This is a genomic window from Pseudomonas sp. Marseille-Q1929 (genome assembly GCF_017316265.1).
In the GTDB taxonomy this organism is placed as follows: domain Bacteria; phylum Pseudomonadota; class Gammaproteobacteria; order Pseudomonadales; family Pseudomonadaceae; genus Aquipseudomonas.
In genome coordinates, this window is sequence record NZ_JAFLWU010000005.1 from 164,552 (window position 1) to 182,642 (window position 18,091).

Sequence of the window (18,091 nt, forward strand, 5' to 3'; positions counted from 1 at the left end):
ATGCCCAGTTTTTCCACCCGCGCATCGCGCGCTGTCGCTTGCGGCACAAAGAGAACACCATGAAAGACACCATTCGCCAGCTGATCCAACAAGCCCTCACCCAACTCGTCAACGAAGGTGTGTTGCCTGAAGGCCTGACGCCGGCGATCCAGGTGGAAAACACCCGCGACAAGACCCACGGCGACTTCGCCAGCAATATCGCGATGATGCTGTCCAAGCCCGCAGGCATGAAGCCCCGCGACCTCGCGGAAAAAATCATCGCCGCGCTGCCGGCCGACGAAAGCGTCACCAAGGCCGAAATCGCCGGCCCGGGCTTTATCAACTTCTTCCAGAACACCCAGGCCCTGGCTTCACGCCTGGACGCAGCCCTGGCCGACGCCAAGATCGGCGTGCGCAAGGCTGGCCCGCTGCAACGCGTAGCGATTGACCTGTCGGCGCCGAACCTGGCCAAAGAGATGCACGTCGGCCACCTGCGCTCCACCATCATCGGTGACGGCGTGGCACGAGTGCTGGAGTTCCTCGGCGACACCGTGATCCGCCAGAACCACGTGGGCGACTGGGGTACCCAGTTCGGCATGCTGATGGCGTACCTGCAAGAAAACCCGATCACCAGCAACGAGCTGTCGGACCTGGAAAACTTCTACCGCGCCGCGAAGAAGCGCTTCGACGAGTCCGAAGAGTTCGCCGACCGCGCCCGTGGCCTGGTGGTCAAGCTGCAAGCCGGCGACCCGGAATGCCTGGAACTGTGGGGCCGCTTCCGTGAGATTTCGCTGTCCCACTGCCAGGAAATCTACGAGCTGCTCAACGTCAAACTGACCATGGCCGACGTGATGGGCGAAAGCGCCTACAACGACGACCTGATCAACGTGGTCAACGACCTCAAGGCCAAGGGCCTGCTGGTTGAAAGCAACGGCGCGCAGTGCGTGTTCCTCGAAGAATTCAAGACCGCCGAAGGCGAGCCGCTGCCGGTGATCATCGTCAAGGCCGATGGCGGTTACCTGTACGCCACCACCGACCTGGCGGCCGTGCGCTACCGCAGCGGCGTGCTCAAGGCCGACCGTGCGCTGTACTTCGTGGACCAGCGCCAGGCCCTGCACTTCCAGCAGGTGTTCGAAGTGGCACGTCGCGCGGGCTTCATCACCCACCCGATGCACATGGAGCACATGGGCTTCGGCACCATGAACGGCGCCGACGGCCGCCCGTTCAAGACCCGCGACGGCGGCACCGTGAAGCTGATCGACCTGCTCAACGAAGCCCAGGAACGTGCCTACAACCTGGTGAAGGAAAAGAACCCGGAGCTGGCCGAGGCCGACCTGCGCAACATCGCCCGCGTGGTGGGCATTGGCGCGGTGAAATACGCCGACCTGTCCAAGCACCGCACCAGCGACTACAGCTTCAACTTCGAGCTGATGCTCAACTTCGAAGGCAACACCGCGCCGTACCTGCTGTACGCCTACACCCGCGTGGCCGGCGTGTTCCGCAAGCTGGGCAAGGATTTCAGCGAAGTTGAAGGCCAGATCGTGCTGGATGCCCCGCACGAACAGGAACTGGCGGCCAAACTGGCGCAATTCGGCGAAGTGCTGAACAGCGTCGGCGAGAAAGGTACACCGCACATCCTCTGCACCTATCTGTACGAAGTCGCCGGCCTGTTCTCCAGCTTCTACGAGAACTGCCCGATCCTCACCGCCGACGACGAAGCCCAGAAGCAAAGCCGCCTGCGCCTCGCCGCCCTGGCGGGACGCACCCTCAAGCAAGGCCTGGAACTGCTGGGCCTGGAAACCCTGGAGCGCATGTAAGTTGGCTGCCAAGAAAAAACCTGCACCCAAGCGCGGCGCCAGCCGCTACCAGGCCCCGGCGAAGAAGCCTATTCCGGGCTGGTTGTGGATGGCCATCGGCCTGACGGTCGGCGCGTTTATCGTGTTCCTGATGAAACTGGACCCGGGCAAGGGCGACGACGTCAAACGGGTCAAGCATGAACAGCAGAAGGCCACGAAAATGGCCGAAGCCAACAAGACTGCGCCGAGCCCGACGGCACCGGTGAAGCCGAAGTACGACTTCTACACCCTGCTGCCGGAATCGGAAGTGATCGTGCCGCCTGACGCCGTGCCGGAGAAAACCCTGCCGACGCCGCAAGTGCCGACCACCCCGGTGACGCCAGCGGAAGCGGCGAAGATCGACACGGCGCGCGCCCAGGCCGCCCTGGCCGGGATCACCCCGCCGCCACCGCCGCCGGTTGCCGAAACCAAGGCGGCACCGGTGACCAGGTTCTTCCTGCAAGCGGGCTCGTTCCCCAAGCAGGCGGATGCGGATCGTGTACGGGCACAGATCATTCTGCTGGGCCAGGCGGTGACGGTGGAATCCGGCACGGTGAAGGATGCGACCTGGTATCGCGTGCTGGTGGGGCCGTTCAGTAACCGTGAACAGCTGACCGTGGCACAGAAGCAATTGGCCGGCGCAGGGTTTAGCAACCTGTTGTTACAACAACGCCAGAGCCGCTGACCCAGGCCCTACGCAGTTCAAAATGTGGGAGCTGGCTTGCCTGCGATAGCGGTGTGACAGTCAACAGATTCAGTGACTGGTCCACCGCTATCGCAGGCAAGCCAGCTCCCACATTTGGTTTTGGGTGTTCTCAAGAGTGTGTCAGACCAATAGACACCACTCGTCCGCACACCGCCCCCACGGTTGAAATCCCCCCCACCATCCCCATATCTGTTTTCACCAGGGCATTTTCGCCCCGCTGCGTGGAGACTCTCCCCTTGACCACCATCGTTTCAGTACGTCGCCACGGCAAAGTCGTCATGGGCGGCGACGGCCAGGTTTCCCTCGGCAACACCGTGATGAAAGGCAACGCCAAGAAAGTGCGCCGCCTGTACCACGGCCAGGTGCTCGCCGGTTTTGCCGGGGCCACCGCCGACGCCTTCACCCTGTTCGAACGTTTCGAAGGCCAACTGGAAAAACATCAGGGCCACCTTGTGCGCGCGGCGGTCGAACTCGCCAAAGAATGGCGCACCGACCGTTCCCTCAGCCGCCTGGAGGCCATGCTGGCCGTGGCCAACAAAGACGCCTCGCTGATCATCACCGGCAACGGTGACGTGGTCGAGCCAGAAAACGGCTTGATCGCCATGGGCTCCGGTGGCGGCTACGCCCAGGCTGCGGCCAGCGCACTGTTGAAGAAAACCGACCTGTCGGCCCGTGAAATCGTCGAGACCGCCTTGGGCATCGCCGGCGATATCTGCGTGTTCACCAACCACAACCTGACCATTGAGGAGCAGGACCTCGCCGAATAAGCCGTAGGCTTATTCCCGCTTGAGGCCGCCAAACACTATGTCCATGACTCCCCGCGAAATCGTCCACGAACTCAACCGCCATATCATCGGCCAGGACGATGCCAAGCGCGCCGTTGCCATCGCGCTGCGTAACCGCTGGCGCCGGATGCAACTGCCCGAAGAACTGCGCGTTGAAGTGACGCCAAAGAACATCCTGATGATCGGTCCTACCGGCGTCGGTAAAACCGAAATCGCCCGTCGCCTGGCCAAGCTGGCCAACGCGCCGTTCATCAAAGTCGAAGCCACCAAGTTCACCGAAGTGGGCTATGTGGGCCGTGACGTCGAGTCGATCATTCGTGACCTCGCCGACGCCGCGCTGAAACTGCTGCGCGAACAGGAAATGACCAAGGTCAGCCACCGCGCCGAAGACGCCGCTGAAGAACGCATCCTCGACGCCCTGCTGCCGCCAGCGCGCATGGGTTTCAACGAAGACCCGGCGCCGAGCTCGGATTCCAACACCCGTCAGCTGTTCCGCAAGCGCCTGCGTGAAGGCCAGTTGGACGACAAGGAAATCGAGATTGAAGTCGCCGAAGTCTCCGGCGTCGATATCTCTGCGCCGCCTGGCATGGAAGAAATGACCAGCCAGTTGCAGAACCTGTTCGCCAACATGGGCAAGGGCAAGAAGAAAAGCCGCAAGCTCAAGGTGAAGGAAGCGCTGAAACTGGTGCGCGACGAAGAAGCCGGGCGCCTGGTGAATGAGGAAGAGCTCAAGGCCAAGGCCCTGGAAGCCGTCGAGCAGCACGGTATCGTGTTTATCGATGAGATCGACAAGGTGGCCAAGCGCGGCAACTCCGGGGGCGTCGATGTGTCCCGCGAAGGCGTACAGCGCGACCTGCTGCCGCTGATCGAAGGCTGCACCGTGAACACCAAACTGGGCATGGTCAAGACCGACCACATCCTGTTTATCGCCTCGGGTGCGTTCCACCTGAGCAAGCCAAGCGACCTGGTGCCGGAGCTGCAAGGCCGCCTGCCGATTCGTGTGGAGCTCAAGGCGCTGACCCCGGGCGACTTCGAGCGCATTCTCAGCGAACCGCATGCCTCGCTCACCGAGCAATACCGCGAGCTGCTGAAAACCGAAGGTTTGGGCATCGAGTTCCAACCGGACGGCATCAAGCGTTTGGCGGAGATCGCCTGGCAGGTCAACGAGAAGACCGAGAACATCGGTGCACGTCGTTTGCACACCTTGCTGGAGCGTTTGCTGGAGGAAGTGTCCTTCAGTGCTGGTGACCTGGCTGGGGCGCAGAATGGCGAAGTGATCAAGATCGACGCGGATTACGTCAACAGCCACTTGGGCGAATTGGCGCAGAACGAAGATCTGTCTCGCTACATTCTGTAAGCCACACGCAGAGCCGCTTGCTTTAATGTGGGAGCTGGCTTGCCTGCGATAGCTATGGTGAATTCAACACCGCTATCGCAGGCAAGCCAGCTCCCACATTTTTGATCCGGTTTCTTCAGGGTTATCTCCAATGTCCAAATTTCCTACTGCCGTAAACCTGCACAAAACCTCCAACACCCTCGGCCTCACCTACGGCCCCGATGAGGTGTACCAACTCCCCGCCGAGCTGCTGCGCACCCACTCGCCTTCCGCCGAGGTCCAGGGCCACGGCAAACCGATCCTGCAATTCGGCAAGCTCAACGTGCGCCTGACCAAGATCGAACCCGCCGGCCAGTACGCACTGAAATTGACCTTCGACGATGGCCATGACAGCGGACTGTTCACCTGGGACTACCTCTACCAACTGGCCGTACGCCAGGACGCGCTGTGGGCCGATTATTTGGCTGAACTCAAAGCCGCCGGAAAAACCCGCGACCCGAGCCAGTCGGTCGTGCGGCTGATGCTCTAGCCCAAGGGTCTTGCTCTTTAGAGGGCATTTTCTAATTTCATCTGCTTGAATGCCCTGTCACGTGGTCAATGATTGGCCCGCTTGCGAAAAAAATTAAACTCGGGTAACCAATGGAACTGGCAAGTTCCCTGCATTTGACGATGCGGTATCAACGGTCACCCGAGTCGCAGTACCTGGCTTGTGTTGTGTATCGATATTGGGTGCACAGCGGTAACGGGTACTCGTCTTTCGGACAATGGAGCGTCGTAGATGAGTAACAAGAACAACGATGACTTGAAACGCCAGGCCTCGGAAAACACCCTGGGGCTCAACCCGATCATCGCGTTACGGAAAAAGGATTTACTCGCCTCGGCGAAGATGGTGCTGACCCAAGCCATCAAGCAACCGTTGCACAGCGTCAAGCACGTCGCCCACTTTGGCGTCGAATTGAAGAACGTGATGTTCGGCAAATCCGAGCTGGTGCCCGAAAGCGATGACCGTCGCTTCCACGACCCCGCCTGGAGCCAGAACCCGCTCTACAAGCGCTACCTGCAAACCTACCTGGCGTGGCGCAAGGAACTGCACGACTGGATCGGCGACAGCAACCTGTCGGAACAGGACATCAGCCGCGGCCACTTCGTGATCAACCTGATGACTGAAGCCATGGCGCCCACCAACAGTGCGGCGAACCCGGCGGCGGTCAAACGCTTCTTTGAAACCGGCGGCAAAAGCCTGCTGGACGGTTTGTCCCACCTGGCCAAGGACATGGTGCACAACGGCGGCATGCCGAGCCAGGTCAACATGGGCGCCTTTGAAGTGGGCAAGACCCTGGGCACCAGCGAAGGCGCCGTGGTGTTTCGCAATGACGTGCTGGAGCTGATCCAGTACAAGCCGATCACCGAACAGGTGCACGAGCGCCCGCTGTTGGTGGTGCCGCCGCAGATCAACAAATTCTATGTATTCGACCTGAGCCCGGATAAGAGCCTGGCGCGTTTCTGCCTGCGCAACGGCCAGCAGACCTTTATCGTCAGCTGGCGCAACCCGACCAAGGCGCAGCGCGAGTGGGGGCTGTCGACCTATATCGAGGCGCTCAAGGAAGCGGTGGATGTGGTCACCGCGATCACCGGCAGCAAAGACATCAACATGCTCGGTGCCTGCTCCGGTGGCATCACCTGCACCGCCCTGCTCGGCCATTACGCGGCGCTGGGCGAGAAGAAGGTCAACGCCCTGACCCTGCTGGTCAGCGTGCTGGACACCACCCTGGACACCCAGGTTGCGCTGTTCGTCGATGAGCAGACCCTGGAAGCGGCCAAGCGCCACTCCTACCAGGCCGGCGTGCTCGAAGGCCGCGACATGGCCAAAGTGTTCGCCTGGATGCGCCCCAACGACCTGATCTGGAACTACTGGGTCAACAACTACCTGCTGGGCAACGAGCCGCCGGTGTTCGACATCCTGTTCTGGAACAACGACACCACACGCTTGCCAGCGGCCTTCCATGGCGACCTGATCGAACTGTTCAAAAACAACCCACTGGTCCGCGCCAACGCCCTGGAAGTGTGCGGCACGCCCATCGACCTCAAGCAGGTCACCGCGGATATCTACTCACTGGCCGGCACCAACGACCACATCACACCGTGGCAGTCTTGCTACAAGTCGGCGCAGCTGTTTGGTGGCAAGGTCGAGTTCGTGCTGTCCAGCAGCGGGCATATCCAGAGCATCCTCAACCCACCGGGCAACCCCAAGGCGCGCTACCAGACCAGCGACAGCCTGACGGCGAAGCCGCTGGACTGGCAGGAAAATGCCACCAAGCACACCGATTCCTGGTGGTTGCATTGGCAGGCGTGGCAGGCGGAGCGGGCGGGGAAGTTGAAGAAAGCGCCGACAAGTTTGGGCAACAAAACCTACGCCGCAGCGGAAGCGGCGCCGGGGACTTATGTACATGAACGATAAGCAAAGCTTGAAATTGAAATGAGGTCAGTGTGGGAGCTGGCTTGCCTGCGATAGCGGTGGATCAGCCAGCCAATAGGTGACTGACAGAATGCCATCGCAGGCAAGCCAGCTCCCACATGGACCGCACCGCCCATGAGACTTATGCACCACCTGACAGGGCTTGAGCATGCCGCAACCGTTCATCTTCCGCACCATCGACCTGGATGGCCAGACCATCCGCACGGCGGTGCGCCCGGGCAAGCCTCACTTGACGCCGCTGCTGATCTTCAATGGCATCGGCGCCAACCTTGAGTTGGTGTTTCCGTTCGTCCAGGCGCTGGACCCGGACCTGGAAGTGATCGCCTTCGATGTGCCGGGCGTGGGCGGTTCCTCGACGCCCAAGCGACCCTACCGGTTTCCCGGCCTGGCCAAGCTCACGGCGCGCATGCTCGATTACCTCGACTACGGCCAGGTGAGTGTGGTGGGCGTGTCGTGGGGCGGCGCGCTGGCGCAGCAATTTGCCTACGACTACCCGGAACGCTGCAAAAAGCTGATCCTCGCAGCCACGGCAGCAGGCGCGGTGATGGTGCCGGGCAAGCCGAAGGTGCTATGGCTGATGGCCAGCCCGCGCCGTTATATCCAACCGTCCCATGTGGTGCGCATTGCACCGATGATCTATGGCGGCTCGTTCCGTCGCGATTCGAAACTCGCCGCCGAACACGCGAGCAAAGTGCGCTCGGCCGGCAAGCTCGGTTACTACTGGCAACTGTTCGCCGGGCTGGGCTGGACCAGCATTCACTGGCTGCACAAGATCCGCCAGCCGACCCTGGTGTTGGCGGGGGACGACGACCCGCTGATCCCGCTGATCAACATGCGCATGCTCGCCTGGCGCATTCCCAACGCACAGCTGCACATCATCGATGACGGCCACCTGTTCCTGATCACCCGGGCCGAAGCCGTGGCGCCGATCATCATGAAATTTCTCGAAGAGGAGCGCATGCGTGCGGTGATTCATCCGCGACCGGCCGTGTAAGGACCACACCGCCGCGCAACTTGCCAGGAACCGACTATGGTTCTGAATTGGCGTGCCTGTTGATGGCTTGACGAAGGAGTGTTGGCTCATGCGAGAAAGACCCGTGACGAACCCGGCGCCCACCCCGGCCGCGTTTATCAATGCGCAAAATGCGATCACCGGCCTGCGCGGCCGGGACTTGCTCTCGACCCTGCGCAGCGTGGCCGCCCACGGTTTGCGCAACCCGCTGCACACGGCCCGCCACGCCTGGGCGTTGAGTGGTCAGCTGGGCCGCGTGTTGCTGGGCGAAACCGTGCACGAGCCCAACCCCAACGACAGCCGCTTCACCGACCCCACCTGGAAGCTCAACCCGCTGTACCGGCGCAGCTTGCAGGCCTACCTGAGTTGGCAAAAACAGACGCGCCACTGGATCGACGACAGCACCCTGAGCGCCGACGACCGCGCCCGTGCGCACTTCGCCTTTTCCCTGCTCAACGATGCCGTTTCCCCTTCCAACACCCTGCTCAACCCGCTGGCCATCAAGGAGCTGCTCAACTCCGGCGGCAACAGCGTGGTGCGCGGCGTGACCCATCTGGTCGAAGACCTGCTGCACAACAACGGCCTGCCACGCCAGGTGAGCAAGCATGCCTTTGAAGTCGGCAAGACGGTGGCGACGACCCCCGGTTCGGTGGTGTTTCGCAACGAACTGCTGGAGCTGATCCAGTACAAGCCCATGAGCGAAAAACAGTACGCCAAGCCGCTGCTGATCGTGCCGCCGCAGATCAACAAGTACTACATCTTCGACCTGAGCCCGGCCAACAGCTTTGTGCAGTACGCGCTGAAAAATGGCCTGCAGACGTTTATGGTCAGCTGGCGCAACCCGGATGTGCGCCATCGCGAATGGGGCCTGTCCACCTACGTCGCGGCGCTGGAAGAAGCACTCAACGTGTGCCGGGCGATCACCGGCGCGCGCGAGGTCAACCTGATGGGCGCCTGCGCCGGTGGCCTGACTATCGCCGCACTGCAAGGCCACCTGCAAGCCAAGCGCCAGCTGCGGCGCATCTCCAGCGCCAGCTACCTGGTAAGCCTGCTGGACAGCCAGATCGACAGCCCCGCTACTCTGTTCGTCGACGAGCAAACCCTGGAGGCCGCCAAGCGCCGCTCCTACCAGCAAGGCGTGCTCGACGGCCGCGACATGGCCAAGGTGTTCGCCTGGATGCGCCCCAACGACCTGATCTGGAACTACTGGATCAACAACTACCTGCTGGGCAAGGAACCGCCGGCCTTCGACATCCTGTACTGGAACAACGACAACACGCGCCTGCCCGCCGCGCTGCACGGCGACCTGCTGGACTTCTTCAAGCACAACCCGCTGAGCCATCCCGGCGGCCTGGAGGTGTGCGGTACGCCCATCGACTTGCAGAAGGTCACGGTGGACAGCTTCAGCGTGGCCGGGATCAACGACCACATCACGCCGTGGGACGCGGTGTATCGCTCCACCCAATTGTTGGGCGGCGACAAGCGCTTCGTGCTGTCCAACAGCGGGCATATCCAGAGCATTCTCAACCCACCGGGCAACCCCAAGGCCAACTACGTCGAGAACCCCAAGCTGAGCAGCGACCCGCGCGCCTGGTATTACGACGCCAACCACGTCGAAGGCAGTTGGTGGCCGCAGTGGCTGGAGTGGATCCAGCAACGCTCGGGCGTGCAACGCGAAACCCTCACCGCCCTGGGCAACCAGAATTACCCACCGATGGAAGCGGCGCCGGGCACTTACGTGCGGGTGCGCTGAGCTCAACGATCAGACTAAGAAGACTGGATGAAGACGCGCGACCGGATCCTTGAATGTGCCCTGCAGTTGTTCAACCAGAAGGGCGAGCCGAACGTATCCACCATGGAGGTGGCCAATGAAATGGGGATCAGCCCCGGCAACCTCTACTACCACTTCCATGGCAAGGAGCCGCTGGTGCTCGGGCTGTTCGAGCGTTTTCAAAACGAGCTGGCCCCCCTGCTCGACCCGCCAGCGGACGCGCAACTGGAACCCCAGGATTACTGGCTGTTCCTGCACCTGATCGTCGAACGCATGGCCCATTACCGTTTCCTGTTCCAGGACCTGTCGAACCTGGCGGGGCGCCTGCCAAAGCTGGCCAAAGGCATTCGCAACCTGCTCACGGCACTCAAGCGCACCCTGGCCTCATTGCTCGCACGGTTGAAGGCGGCCGGGCAGTTGGTCAGCGGCACCCAGGCGCTGGGGCAACTGGTGGAGCAGATCACCATGACCCTGTTGTTTTCCCTGGACTACCAACGGATTCTCGACCGTGAGGGTGAGGTGCAGGTGGTGGTCTACCAGATCATGATGCTGGTGGCGCCGCACCTGTTATCACCGGCACGACAAGCGACCGAGCAGTTGGCACTGCGTTACCTGGACAACCCGATTTAATCGTCTGCCCCAATAGTGCTTTCACACAGACCATCACCCCGGCCGGCCAAACTGTTTAGTAAACATGAACAGTTCGCCGTCTGTCTTGATCCCAAGTTTTCGATAGGCTGATTGTTTTTGCGTGCTGATGGTACTCACACTGCGCGAGAACTTTACCGCAATTGAACTCACCGACATGCCCTCGAGAAAACAACGCAATACTTCCTGCTCTTTTGGGGTGAGACGGCTATTCAATCGCACAGAAGTCGCACGCTCCACGGGCGAATTAACATCCCCCCCATCAAAAACCGATGACGACTCCTGAAGTGCCAATAACATGCAACGCTCCAAGTAAATCCGACCTTGCGCGACTGTTCGAATAGCCACAATCAATTCAGTGAGTTTCTGGGTCTTACCCAGCACACCCAGGCTGCCAGCCTTCAATGCCAGCGCTACCGTCGCGAGCGTGTAGTGCGACGATACAACCAGCAACTTGCAGCGCGTGAACCGCCGACTCAAGGTCTGGATCAAGCTCAGCCCATCGGTGTCTGAAGGCCCCAGCACAAAGTCCATCACCACCACATCTGCAACCCTCAGGGCAAGGGCTTCAAGCAATTCCCTGGATGTCCCGAAGGAGCCGACCACATCCAGATCGGGCTCGTTGCCCAGGCCCAACTCGATCCCCTGCCGAACCATCTCATGATCATCCAACAACATGATGGTGTGCATATCAGCCACCAGGAAATTCGCGAAAATTGGTACAGTTTGGTACAGATTCTTCTTTACACGAACACGGTATAGCGCAGCCCCAAACGGTAATCAACCTGCAAAACAACAAGAATCACCCTTACAACTAAGTCCTACGGACAAGACTTACACCCACTTCTTACCGACTCTTTCCGCTATAAGTTCTTGACGTATAAACCGCTGAATTTCGAACAATCACGAGAACAATCTCGTGGCACTTCTATAGGCAGCAATAACTTTCCAAGACACATTAGAAGGCCCCGCCACGCTGTAAATATCCAGAACAATACCGATGTAACGCTTCAATCTGTGGTGGGTTACTCAGTTAACTCAAGATTGGAAAAACTATGAAATTCAATGCTCTCTCCACCCTTGTTGTTGCGACACTTGCCGTGGCCGCTGCCGTCTCGCAAGCGGCCCATGCTGCAAATGATGGGACGATCAATTTCACCGGGCTGGTGAACGATACGACCTGCACCATCGAAGGCGCAGCGCCCGGCACAGGTGCTGTGGTCAAGGACGTGAACCTGGGCGGTGTGTCTGCCGCACGCCTGGCGAAACCGGGTGATCGCGCCAACCTGACCGGCTTTACCATCCGCATTGGCGCACCCGGCGAAGGCAGTTGCACCAACGGCCGTACCGCCATGGTTGCATTCGACCCCACCAGCCCGGCCATCGATGTGGCGACCGGACGCTTGAACATCGACGGCCACGAAGATCCATCCGACACCACTAACGCCAAGAACGTACAGGTTGAAGTGACGAACCGTGACGGCTCGCCGATTAACGTTTACACCGAAAAATCCGAAGGCGTGGTGATCGCCGACAACCAAGCGGTCATCCCACTGGCCGCGCAACTGTACGCCAGCGGCGCCGCGACTGAAGGCACGGTCAAAACCCGCGTCGGCTTCATGGTCGTGTACGCCGAATAACCCAGAGGGCACGCGGGCCTGCTGCTGTCCGGCAGGCCCATCCGCCGGATTCGAAGAGAGCTTTGCGCATGAAAAAGCTGGCCTGCCTCGCGCTTGCCACCTGTGGCATTGGAGGGTTACTGCTGCAGGCATTTCCCGCCCAGGCGGGGGTCATTATCTACGGCACCCGTGTGATCTATCCTGCCGACCAGCAGGAGGTTGTCGTACGCCTGGAGAACAAAGGTAACCGCCCGGCGCTGGTGCAAACCTGGCTGGATACCGGCGACATTCGTTCGACGCCGGCAACGGCGCGCACCCCCTTCAGCCTGTCGCCGCCGATCTTCCGCATTGAGCCGCATCAGCAACAGGCGTTGCGCCTGCGCCATTCGGGGGAAGGCGCACCCGCAGATCGCGAAAGCCTGTACTGGCTCAACGTGTTGGAAGTGCCGCCGCTGACCGCCGGGGCCGAACAGAACAATCAGATCGAATTGGCCTTCCGCACCCGTTTGCGTGTGTTTCTGCGCCCCCAGGCATTGCCCTACCCGGTGGGCAGCGCTGCGTCAAAACTGCAATGGCAACTGGTTGCCCACGACCAGGGCTACGCCCTGCAAGCGACCAACCCTACGCCCTACCATATCTCCCTGACCTCGGTTGACCTGCTGAGCGAAGGCAAACGGTTCAGCAAAGCGCCCAATAAAGACGCCAACGACGGCCTGCTGATGCCCGCCGGCGGGGTAAAACGGTATGCACTGCCGTTGCTGCGCAACCACCCCGGCGGCACGCCCACAGTCGAATTCACCACCGTCAGCGACTTCGGTGCCCGTGTTCGGCACTCGACAACGCTGACCTCTTCAGCCCCCAGATGACCCATTGCATGAACGCCACTTTCGTTTCACCGCTTTCGGCCAGGCTCATGGCATTGATTTTCGCACTGCTCGGCGCAGCCGCCGCGCACGCCAGCGTGGTCATCAACAATACGCGAATCATCTACCCGCAAAACGACAAGGAAGTAACGGTCAGGCTGGAGAGCAAGAACCGCGCCCCCGTTCTGATCCAAGTCTGGCTGGACAGCGGTGACGAGCACGCCACACCGGACCTGGCCAGCGTGCCGTTTATCGCCACGCCACCGATCTTCCGCATGGAGCCGGGCAAGCAACAGGTGGTGCGCCTGGCGTATACGGGCGAGGCCCAGGCGTCAGATCAGGAAAGCCTGTTCTGGTTCAACCTGCTGGAGGTGCCTGCGCATTCCCAGGAGGCCAATCAACTGCAACTGGCCTTCCGCTCCCGGATCAAGCTGTTTTTGCGACCGCCGAACCTGCCTTATGGCATCGATGCGGCACCGGGAAAACTGCAATGGCGTCGTGGATCAACTGCGCAGGGCCAAGTCCTGGAGGTCTTCAACCCCACGCCTTACCACGTCACATTCGAACAGATCGAGGTGCTGGAATCCGCACAGCGTCATGCGCGCAAGGCCGCGCTATCAGGCGCCGAAAACATGGTGCCCCCGGGAGGACGCCAGCGCTTTGAACTGCCCAGCCTCAACACCCCACCAGGCGCCGCCGCCACTGTTGAGTTCCAGACGCTCGACGACTACGGCGTGCGCAGCGCGCACAGCGCCAAGTTCTCGACATGAACGATGAGGCTTGCCTAGCGCCGTAACTTCCCGGCCCCGCGACTCACTTCACTGCACAGGTTCGTGTTGATGCCCACTTTTCAGGGCAGGGCTCCCCTTGGCCCGGATTCGCACAGTCTCTATTTTTGGAAATGGTAAACATGAGTTTGAACACCCACGCCAGCGTCAGAAGCGTGCCCTTTGTGCGCGATTGTCTGGCACTGCCGGCGCGTTGCCTGCTATTGCTGAGCGGCGCCTATGCCATGAGCAGCCATGCGGTAGAACATGTCGGATTCAACCCAGCCTTCTTTCCGGATGGCGCGGGCGGCCAACAGGTCGATATCACGAAATTCAGTCAAGGCAATATCGTACTGCCGGGCAATTACCGCACTGACATTTACCTGAACGGCCAGTGGATAGGCCGCGAAACCTTGACCTTCGTCGCAACCAAAGGCCGGCCATCTGCCCAGATGTGCCTGGAGCGGGACGCCCTGCTCAGGTTTGGCATCGACCTGGACGCGCCGCAGAATCAACCCAGCGAATCCACAACCGGACCGATCCCCGACTATGAGCGTTGCGCGGACATTGCCAGCTACCTGCCCGGCAGCACCGGCCAATTCGACCCGGGCGAGAATCGCCTGACACTGCAGGTTCCGCAGATCTACCTGGCGCGCAAGGCCCGCGGCTTTGTCGACCCGAAGCACTGGGACGGAGGGGTCGATGCCGCCTTTGTGCGCTACAACGCCAGCACCTTTGCCACCCGCACCCAGGGGCGCTCGCTCACCTCGCACTACCTGGGCCTGAACAGCGGGCTCAATCTGGGCGACTGGCACTGGCGCCATAACGGCAGTTTCAGCCAGACAGACGCGGCCTCAGGCTATCAAAGCAGCAACACCTATGTGCAGCGCGAAGTGAGCCCGCTGCAATCCCAACTGATGGTCGGCGAGATCTACACCCCGGGCGAGCTGTTCGACAGTGTGCGCTTGCACGGCGCCAGCCTGTTCAGCGACGACCGCATGCTGCCCGACTCCCAGCGCGGGTTCGCGCCCATCGTGCGTGGCATCGCCGAGACCAACGCGCGGGTTACCGTACGCCAACGTGGCGTGTTGCTGGATGAAGTGGCGGTGGCGCCCGGCCCGTTTGTACTCAACGACCTGTTTCCGACTGGCTATGGCGGCGACTTGACCGTCACGGTGACTGAAGCCGACGGCCGCCAGCGCGAATTCATCGTGCCGTTCGCCGCCAACGCCAACCTGCTGCGCGCCGGGTCCAGCCGCTACTCGTTGAGTGCTGGCGTGCTCGATGAAATCGGCCTGCGCCATCCACCCAGGCTGATGCAAGCGACCTATCAGCGCGGTCTCAACAACCTGTTGACCGGCTACACCGGTGCGGTGGTGGGTGACGACTATCAGGCGCAGTTAGTCGGTACCGCGTTCAATACGCCGTACGGGGCGCTGTCGCTTGACCTGACCCGCTCAAGCGCATATCTGCCCGGCAACGGATCCCGCCAAGGGCAAAGCGTGCAACTGCGCTACAGCAAAAACTTCACCGACACCGGCACGCACTTTGCGCTCGGCGCCTACCGTTACTCCACCGAAGGCTACCTGGGCATTGCCGACGCGGCGCGGGTTCGCGACCTCGCCATGGATGGGCGCAACTTGAACCACGTATCGCGCCTGCGCGACCGGATGGACATCAGCCTCAACCAAAGCGTGGGCAATGGGACGGTCTACCTGACCGGTTCCTCGCAAAACTACTGGAACCGTACCAGCGGCAACCTGACCTTCACCACGGGTTACAGCGGCAGCTGGAAAGGCCTGCACTACACCCTCAGTGCCCAGCGTACCAAGGATTTGCTCAGTGATCGGGTGGACAAGCAAGTGGAACTGACCCTGAGCCTGCCATTGGGCACTGACGCACGCTCGCCGACCTTGACCACCACGGCCTACCGCGGCGATCAAAGCAGCGGCGAGCGGTTGAACCTCGGAGGCAGCCTGGGTGAACGCAGCGAATTTACCTACGGGGTGGGCGGCAGCCGCACGCAGGGCAGCAGCCATGCGATAAGCGCCGACGCGAAATATCAGGCGAGCCAGGGCGTGTTGTCCGCTGGCTACGGGCAAAGCGACAGCTACCGTTCGATGTCCCTCGGTATCACCGGCGGCATTGTCGCCCACAGCGACGGCGTGACCTTCGCGCCGGAATTGGGCGACACCATCGGCATCGTCCAGGCCCCGGACGCACAGGGGGCGCGGATCAATGGTAACCACGGCGCCCAAGTCGGCAAGCGCGGTTTTGCCGTGGTGCCGCACCTCACGCCCTATCGCCAGAACGTAGTCGAACTGGACCCCAAGGATCTGTCCGTCGATGTGGAGCTCAAGACCGCCGCACAAAACATCGCACCGCGTGCCGGCTCGGTGGTGAAGCTGCATTTCGAGACGGTCAGCGGCCAAGCGATCTTGATCAGCGCACGACGCGAGGATGGCAGCCTGCTGCCGTTCGGCTCGGATGTATTCGACGCCACCGGGGCCAGTGTTGGCGTGGTCGGCCAGGGCGGCAGGGCCTTCGTACGGGTGGCGCGTGAGGAGGGGCCGTTGACCGTCAAGTGGGGCGCCCATGCCGACGCCTCTTGCGTGCTGCGCTACAGGCTGGGTGCCGAGCCCTCCATAGGCAAAGCCAATCGCTTGCGCCCTCTGGACGCCGGCACTTGCCAAACCCATTCGAGCGGTTGATCGCTGCGTGACTCGCGCGCTCATACCCTGTTTCTTGCTGACGGACTGAAGATGAAAGACTTTATCCCACTCGCTTGCGCACTACTGGCCCTCGGCCTGCCTCTTGCTGCTGAAGCGAGATGTGACCGGTACCAGAACGATACATTCACCCTGAACCTGCCCGCGACGATCAGCGTGCCGGACAACCTGCCGATCGGCAGTGTGATCACTCGCCAGGCGTTCAGCGGCTCGGCGCCCGCCTACTTTGCTTATTGCCGCGTTGCTGAGCGCAGTTGGATCCTCGGGCGATATCAAAAACTGCAGGACCCGAGTACGGGCACCTACCACACAGAAGTCCCAGGCATTGGCGTACGTATTTCAATGACCTGGGCCGGCGGTAGGCTCTCCAACTTTGCACTTTATGATCAAGGCCCCGAATACGTACACGGCAGGATCCCCAGCTTCACCTCAGCGGAAGCCACCTTCTACAAAATCGGCCCCGTCACAAATTCGACCCTCCCTAGCGGGCGCTTCTGGGAAAAGAAATGGGCAACTGTCCCAGACCGCGTCCTCTTGCAACTCGGCAACTCGGTAAGCTTTATCAGGGCCCCAGCCACCTGCGACCTGGAGGCCGGCGACGTCAACCGCACGATCACCCTTCCCGAGGTACGCGTGCGTGATTTCGACAGCGCAATCAGCGCAGGCGCACACGACTTTGAATTGACGGCCAATTGCAGCGACGCCAGCGACGTGACGTTGCGCTTTACCGGCACACCTGCACCAGACAACCCCACCCTCTTCGCCAATACCGGCTCGGCCGGCGGCGTGGCGCTCCGGCTGTACTCCCGCCTCAGCGGCACGCCACAGACCATCAGTGCCAATGACACACGCACGGTGATCGTCACCGGCAATCGCGCCGTGTTGCCACTTGGCGCGGCTTACCACAAAAGCGGACCAGTCAGCCAAGGCACCCTGGCTAGCACCGCCACTGTCACTATCACTTACAACTGAAACACTGGGAAAACCTGATGAACATGCGCCACCTTCCTCTCCTGCTGACACTCGCGGCAACCTTCACCCACCCTGCGGCCCAAGCCGCTACGAGCGGTACTTTGAAATTCGTCGGCCAAGTCAACGCGGGCACCTGCAACCTGGCGGCGGGTGATGAGAACCGCACCATTACCTTGCCGCCTATCAAAATTTCCGACCTCGATTCAACGCCCTACGCGGGGCAGTTTGATTTCGAGGTGTCTGCTGACTGCGAATCTGACATTCGCAACGTGATCTTCCTATTCACCGGTACCCCTTCGGCAGGCAACGGGACGCTGTTTTCCAACACCGGCACTTCCGGGGGCACGGCGCTTTGGCTGACACATCGCGCACCAAGCCTATCAACCATCCCAGCCAACGGTGCGCCCGCCGAGCGCAGCCGAACGGTGGTCACCAGTGGCAAAAAGGCCGTGCTGCCACTGGCAGGGGCTTACCATAAGACCGGCGCAGCGATCACCCAAGGCAGCCTGGCCAGCGCCGTGACCGTGTCGATCACCTACAACTGACGGCGCCCTCAGGCGCCACCTTGCAAACACGAAAAAAAATGCCCGGCC

The 18,091-nt window shown here is 61.2% G+C and carries 16 protein-coding genes; 15 read left to right on the forward strand and 1 reads right to left on the reverse strand.

Annotated elements, in window-relative coordinates; translation table 11 throughout:
- Positions 1-59 precede the first annotated feature (59 nt).
- From argS to J1G37_RS09235, 9 genes are all read left to right on the forward strand, one after another.
- On the forward strand, positions 60-1,796 hold the full coding sequence (gene argS, locus J1G37_RS09195; RefSeq protein WP_017738859.1) for an arginine--tRNA ligase: 1,737 nt from the start codon (positions 60-62) through the stop codon (positions 1,794-1,796).
- A 1-nt stretch (position 1,797) separates the two neighbouring features.
- A complete protein-coding gene (locus J1G37_RS09200) occupies positions 1,798-2,499 on the forward strand; it encodes an SPOR domain-containing protein (protein ID WP_207041279.1) in 702 nt (233 codons plus the stop codon).
- A 257-nt stretch (positions 2,500-2,756) separates the two neighbouring features.
- Positions 2,757-3,287, forward strand: coding sequence for an ATP-dependent protease subunit HslV (hslV, locus tag J1G37_RS09205; protein WP_017738857.1), 531 nt, complete (start codon positions 2,757-2,759; stop codon positions 3,285-3,287).
- 37 nt (positions 3,288-3,324) lie between these two features.
- Positions 3,325-4,662 (forward strand): ATP-dependent protease ATPase subunit HslU, encoded by a 1,338-nt coding sequence (gene hslU / locus J1G37_RS09210; protein WP_017738856.1) that lies wholly within the window; start codon positions 3,325-3,327, stop codon positions 4,660-4,662.
- A 130-nt stretch (positions 4,663-4,792) separates the two neighbouring features.
- Positions 4,793-5,170, forward strand: coding sequence for a DUF971 domain-containing protein (locus tag J1G37_RS09215; protein ID WP_078740297.1), 378 nt, complete (start codon positions 4,793-4,795; stop codon positions 5,168-5,170).
- A 249-nt stretch (positions 5,171-5,419) separates the two neighbouring features.
- On the forward strand, positions 5,420-7,099 hold the full coding sequence (gene phaC, locus J1G37_RS09220; RefSeq protein ID WP_124525447.1) for a class II poly(R)-hydroxyalkanoic acid synthase: 1,680 nt from the start codon (positions 5,420-5,422) through the stop codon (positions 7,097-7,099).
- 166 nt (positions 7,100-7,265) lie between these two features.
- Positions 7,266-8,111, forward strand: coding sequence for a poly(3-hydroxyalkanoate) depolymerase (phaZ, locus tag J1G37_RS09225; RefSeq protein WP_017738853.1), 846 nt, complete (start codon positions 7,266-7,268; stop codon positions 8,109-8,111).
- Positions 8,112-8,199: 88 nt separating this feature from the next.
- Positions 8,200-9,882, forward strand: coding sequence for a class II poly(R)-hydroxyalkanoic acid synthase (gene phaC / locus J1G37_RS09230; protein WP_207041280.1), 1,683 nt, complete (start codon positions 8,200-8,202; stop codon positions 9,880-9,882).
- Between the two features lie 27 nt (positions 9,883-9,909).
- Positions 9,910-10,530, forward strand: a complete 621-nt coding sequence (locus tag J1G37_RS09235; protein ID WP_124525444.1) for a TetR/AcrR family transcriptional regulator — start codon at positions 9,910-9,912, stop codon at positions 10,528-10,530.
- Between the two features lie 33 nt (positions 10,531-10,563).
- Here the strand turns inward: J1G37_RS09235 and J1G37_RS09240 are convergent, their stop codons facing one another.
- On the reverse strand, positions 10,564-11,238 hold the full coding sequence (locus J1G37_RS09240; protein WP_207041281.1) for a response regulator transcription factor: 675 nt from the start codon (positions 11,236-11,238) through the stop codon (positions 10,564-10,566).
- Positions 11,239-11,603: 365 nt separating this feature from the next.
- Here J1G37_RS09240 and J1G37_RS09245 point away from each other — a divergent pair, with 365 nt between their 5' ends.
- From J1G37_RS09245 to J1G37_RS09270, 6 genes are all read left to right on the forward strand, one after another.
- On the forward strand, positions 11,604-12,188 hold the full coding sequence (locus J1G37_RS09245) for a fimbrial protein (RefSeq protein ID WP_207041282.1): 585 nt from the start codon (positions 11,604-11,606) through the stop codon (positions 12,186-12,188).
- 68 nt (positions 12,189-12,256) lie between these two features.
- The gene (locus J1G37_RS09250; RefSeq protein ID WP_207041283.1) at positions 12,257-13,033 is read left to right on the forward strand and encodes a fimbria/pilus periplasmic chaperone; all 777 of its coding nucleotides are present in this window, start codon (positions 12,257-12,259) and stop codon (positions 13,031-13,033) included.
- Between the two features lie 8 nt (positions 13,034-13,041).
- Positions 13,042-13,800 (forward strand): molecular chaperone, encoded by a 759-nt coding sequence (locus tag J1G37_RS09255; protein ID WP_207041284.1) that lies wholly within the window; start codon positions 13,042-13,044, stop codon positions 13,798-13,800.
- Between the two features lie 140 nt (positions 13,801-13,940).
- Positions 13,941-16,508 carry a fimbria/pilus outer membrane usher protein gene (locus tag J1G37_RS09260; RefSeq protein WP_207041285.1) on the forward strand — a complete coding sequence of 856 codons (2,568 nt, stop codon included), beginning with the start codon at positions 13,941-13,943 and terminating at the stop codon, positions 16,506-16,508.
- 51 nt (positions 16,509-16,559) lie between these two features.
- Positions 16,560-17,498 (forward strand): fimbrial protein, encoded by a 939-nt coding sequence (locus tag J1G37_RS09265; RefSeq protein ID WP_207041287.1) that lies wholly within the window; start codon positions 16,560-16,562, stop codon positions 17,496-17,498.
- A gap of 17 nt (positions 17,499-17,515) precedes the next feature.
- Positions 17,516-18,043 carry a fimbrial protein gene (locus tag J1G37_RS09270; RefSeq protein ID WP_207041290.1) on the forward strand — a complete coding sequence of 176 codons (528 nt, stop codon included), beginning with the start codon at positions 17,516-17,518 and terminating at the stop codon, positions 18,041-18,043.
- Positions 18,044-18,091: the final 48 nt, after the last annotated feature.

Bases quoted from the DNA above. Each gene is read 5' to 3' on its own strand.
- argS (WP_017738859.1), top strand. From the start codon at position 60: ATGAAAGACACCATTCGCCAGCTGATCCAACAAGCCCTCACCCAACTC.
- hslU (WP_017738856.1), top strand. From the start codon at position 3,325: ATGTCCATGACTCCCCGCGAAATCGTCCACGAACTCAACCGCCATATC.
- J1G37_RS09215 (WP_078740297.1), top strand. From the start codon at position 4,793: ATGTCCAAATTTCCTACTGCCGTAAACCTGCACAAAACCTCCAACACC.
- phaC (WP_124525447.1), top strand. From the start codon at position 5,420: ATGAGTAACAAGAACAACGATGACTTGAAACGCCAGGCCTCGGAAAAC.
- phaZ (WP_017738853.1), top strand. From the start codon at position 7,266: ATGCCGCAACCGTTCATCTTCCGCACCATCGACCTGGATGGCCAGACC.
- phaC (WP_207041280.1), top strand. From the start codon at position 8,200: ATGCGAGAAAGACCCGTGACGAACCCGGCGCCCACCCCGGCCGCGTTT.
- J1G37_RS09235 (WP_124525444.1), top strand. From the start codon at position 9,910: ATGAAGACGCGCGACCGGATCCTTGAATGTGCCCTGCAGTTGTTCAAC.
- J1G37_RS09240 (WP_207041281.1), bottom strand. From the start codon at position 11,238: ATGCACACCATCATGTTGTTGGATGATCATGAGATGGTTCGGCAGGGG.
- J1G37_RS09245 (WP_207041282.1), top strand. From the start codon at position 11,604: ATGAAATTCAATGCTCTCTCCACCCTTGTTGTTGCGACACTTGCCGTG.
- J1G37_RS09250 (WP_207041283.1), top strand. From the start codon at position 12,257: ATGAAAAAGCTGGCCTGCCTCGCGCTTGCCACCTGTGGCATTGGAGGG.
- J1G37_RS09255 (WP_207041284.1), top strand. From the start codon at position 13,042: ATGAACGCCACTTTCGTTTCACCGCTTTCGGCCAGGCTCATGGCATTG.
- J1G37_RS09260 (WP_207041285.1), top strand. From the start codon at position 13,941: ATGAGTTTGAACACCCACGCCAGCGTCAGAAGCGTGCCCTTTGTGCGC.
- J1G37_RS09265 (WP_207041287.1), top strand. From the start codon at position 16,560: ATGAAAGACTTTATCCCACTCGCTTGCGCACTACTGGCCCTCGGCCTG.
- J1G37_RS09270 (WP_207041290.1), top strand. From the start codon at position 17,516: ATGAACATGCGCCACCTTCCTCTCCTGCTGACACTCGCGGCAACCTTC.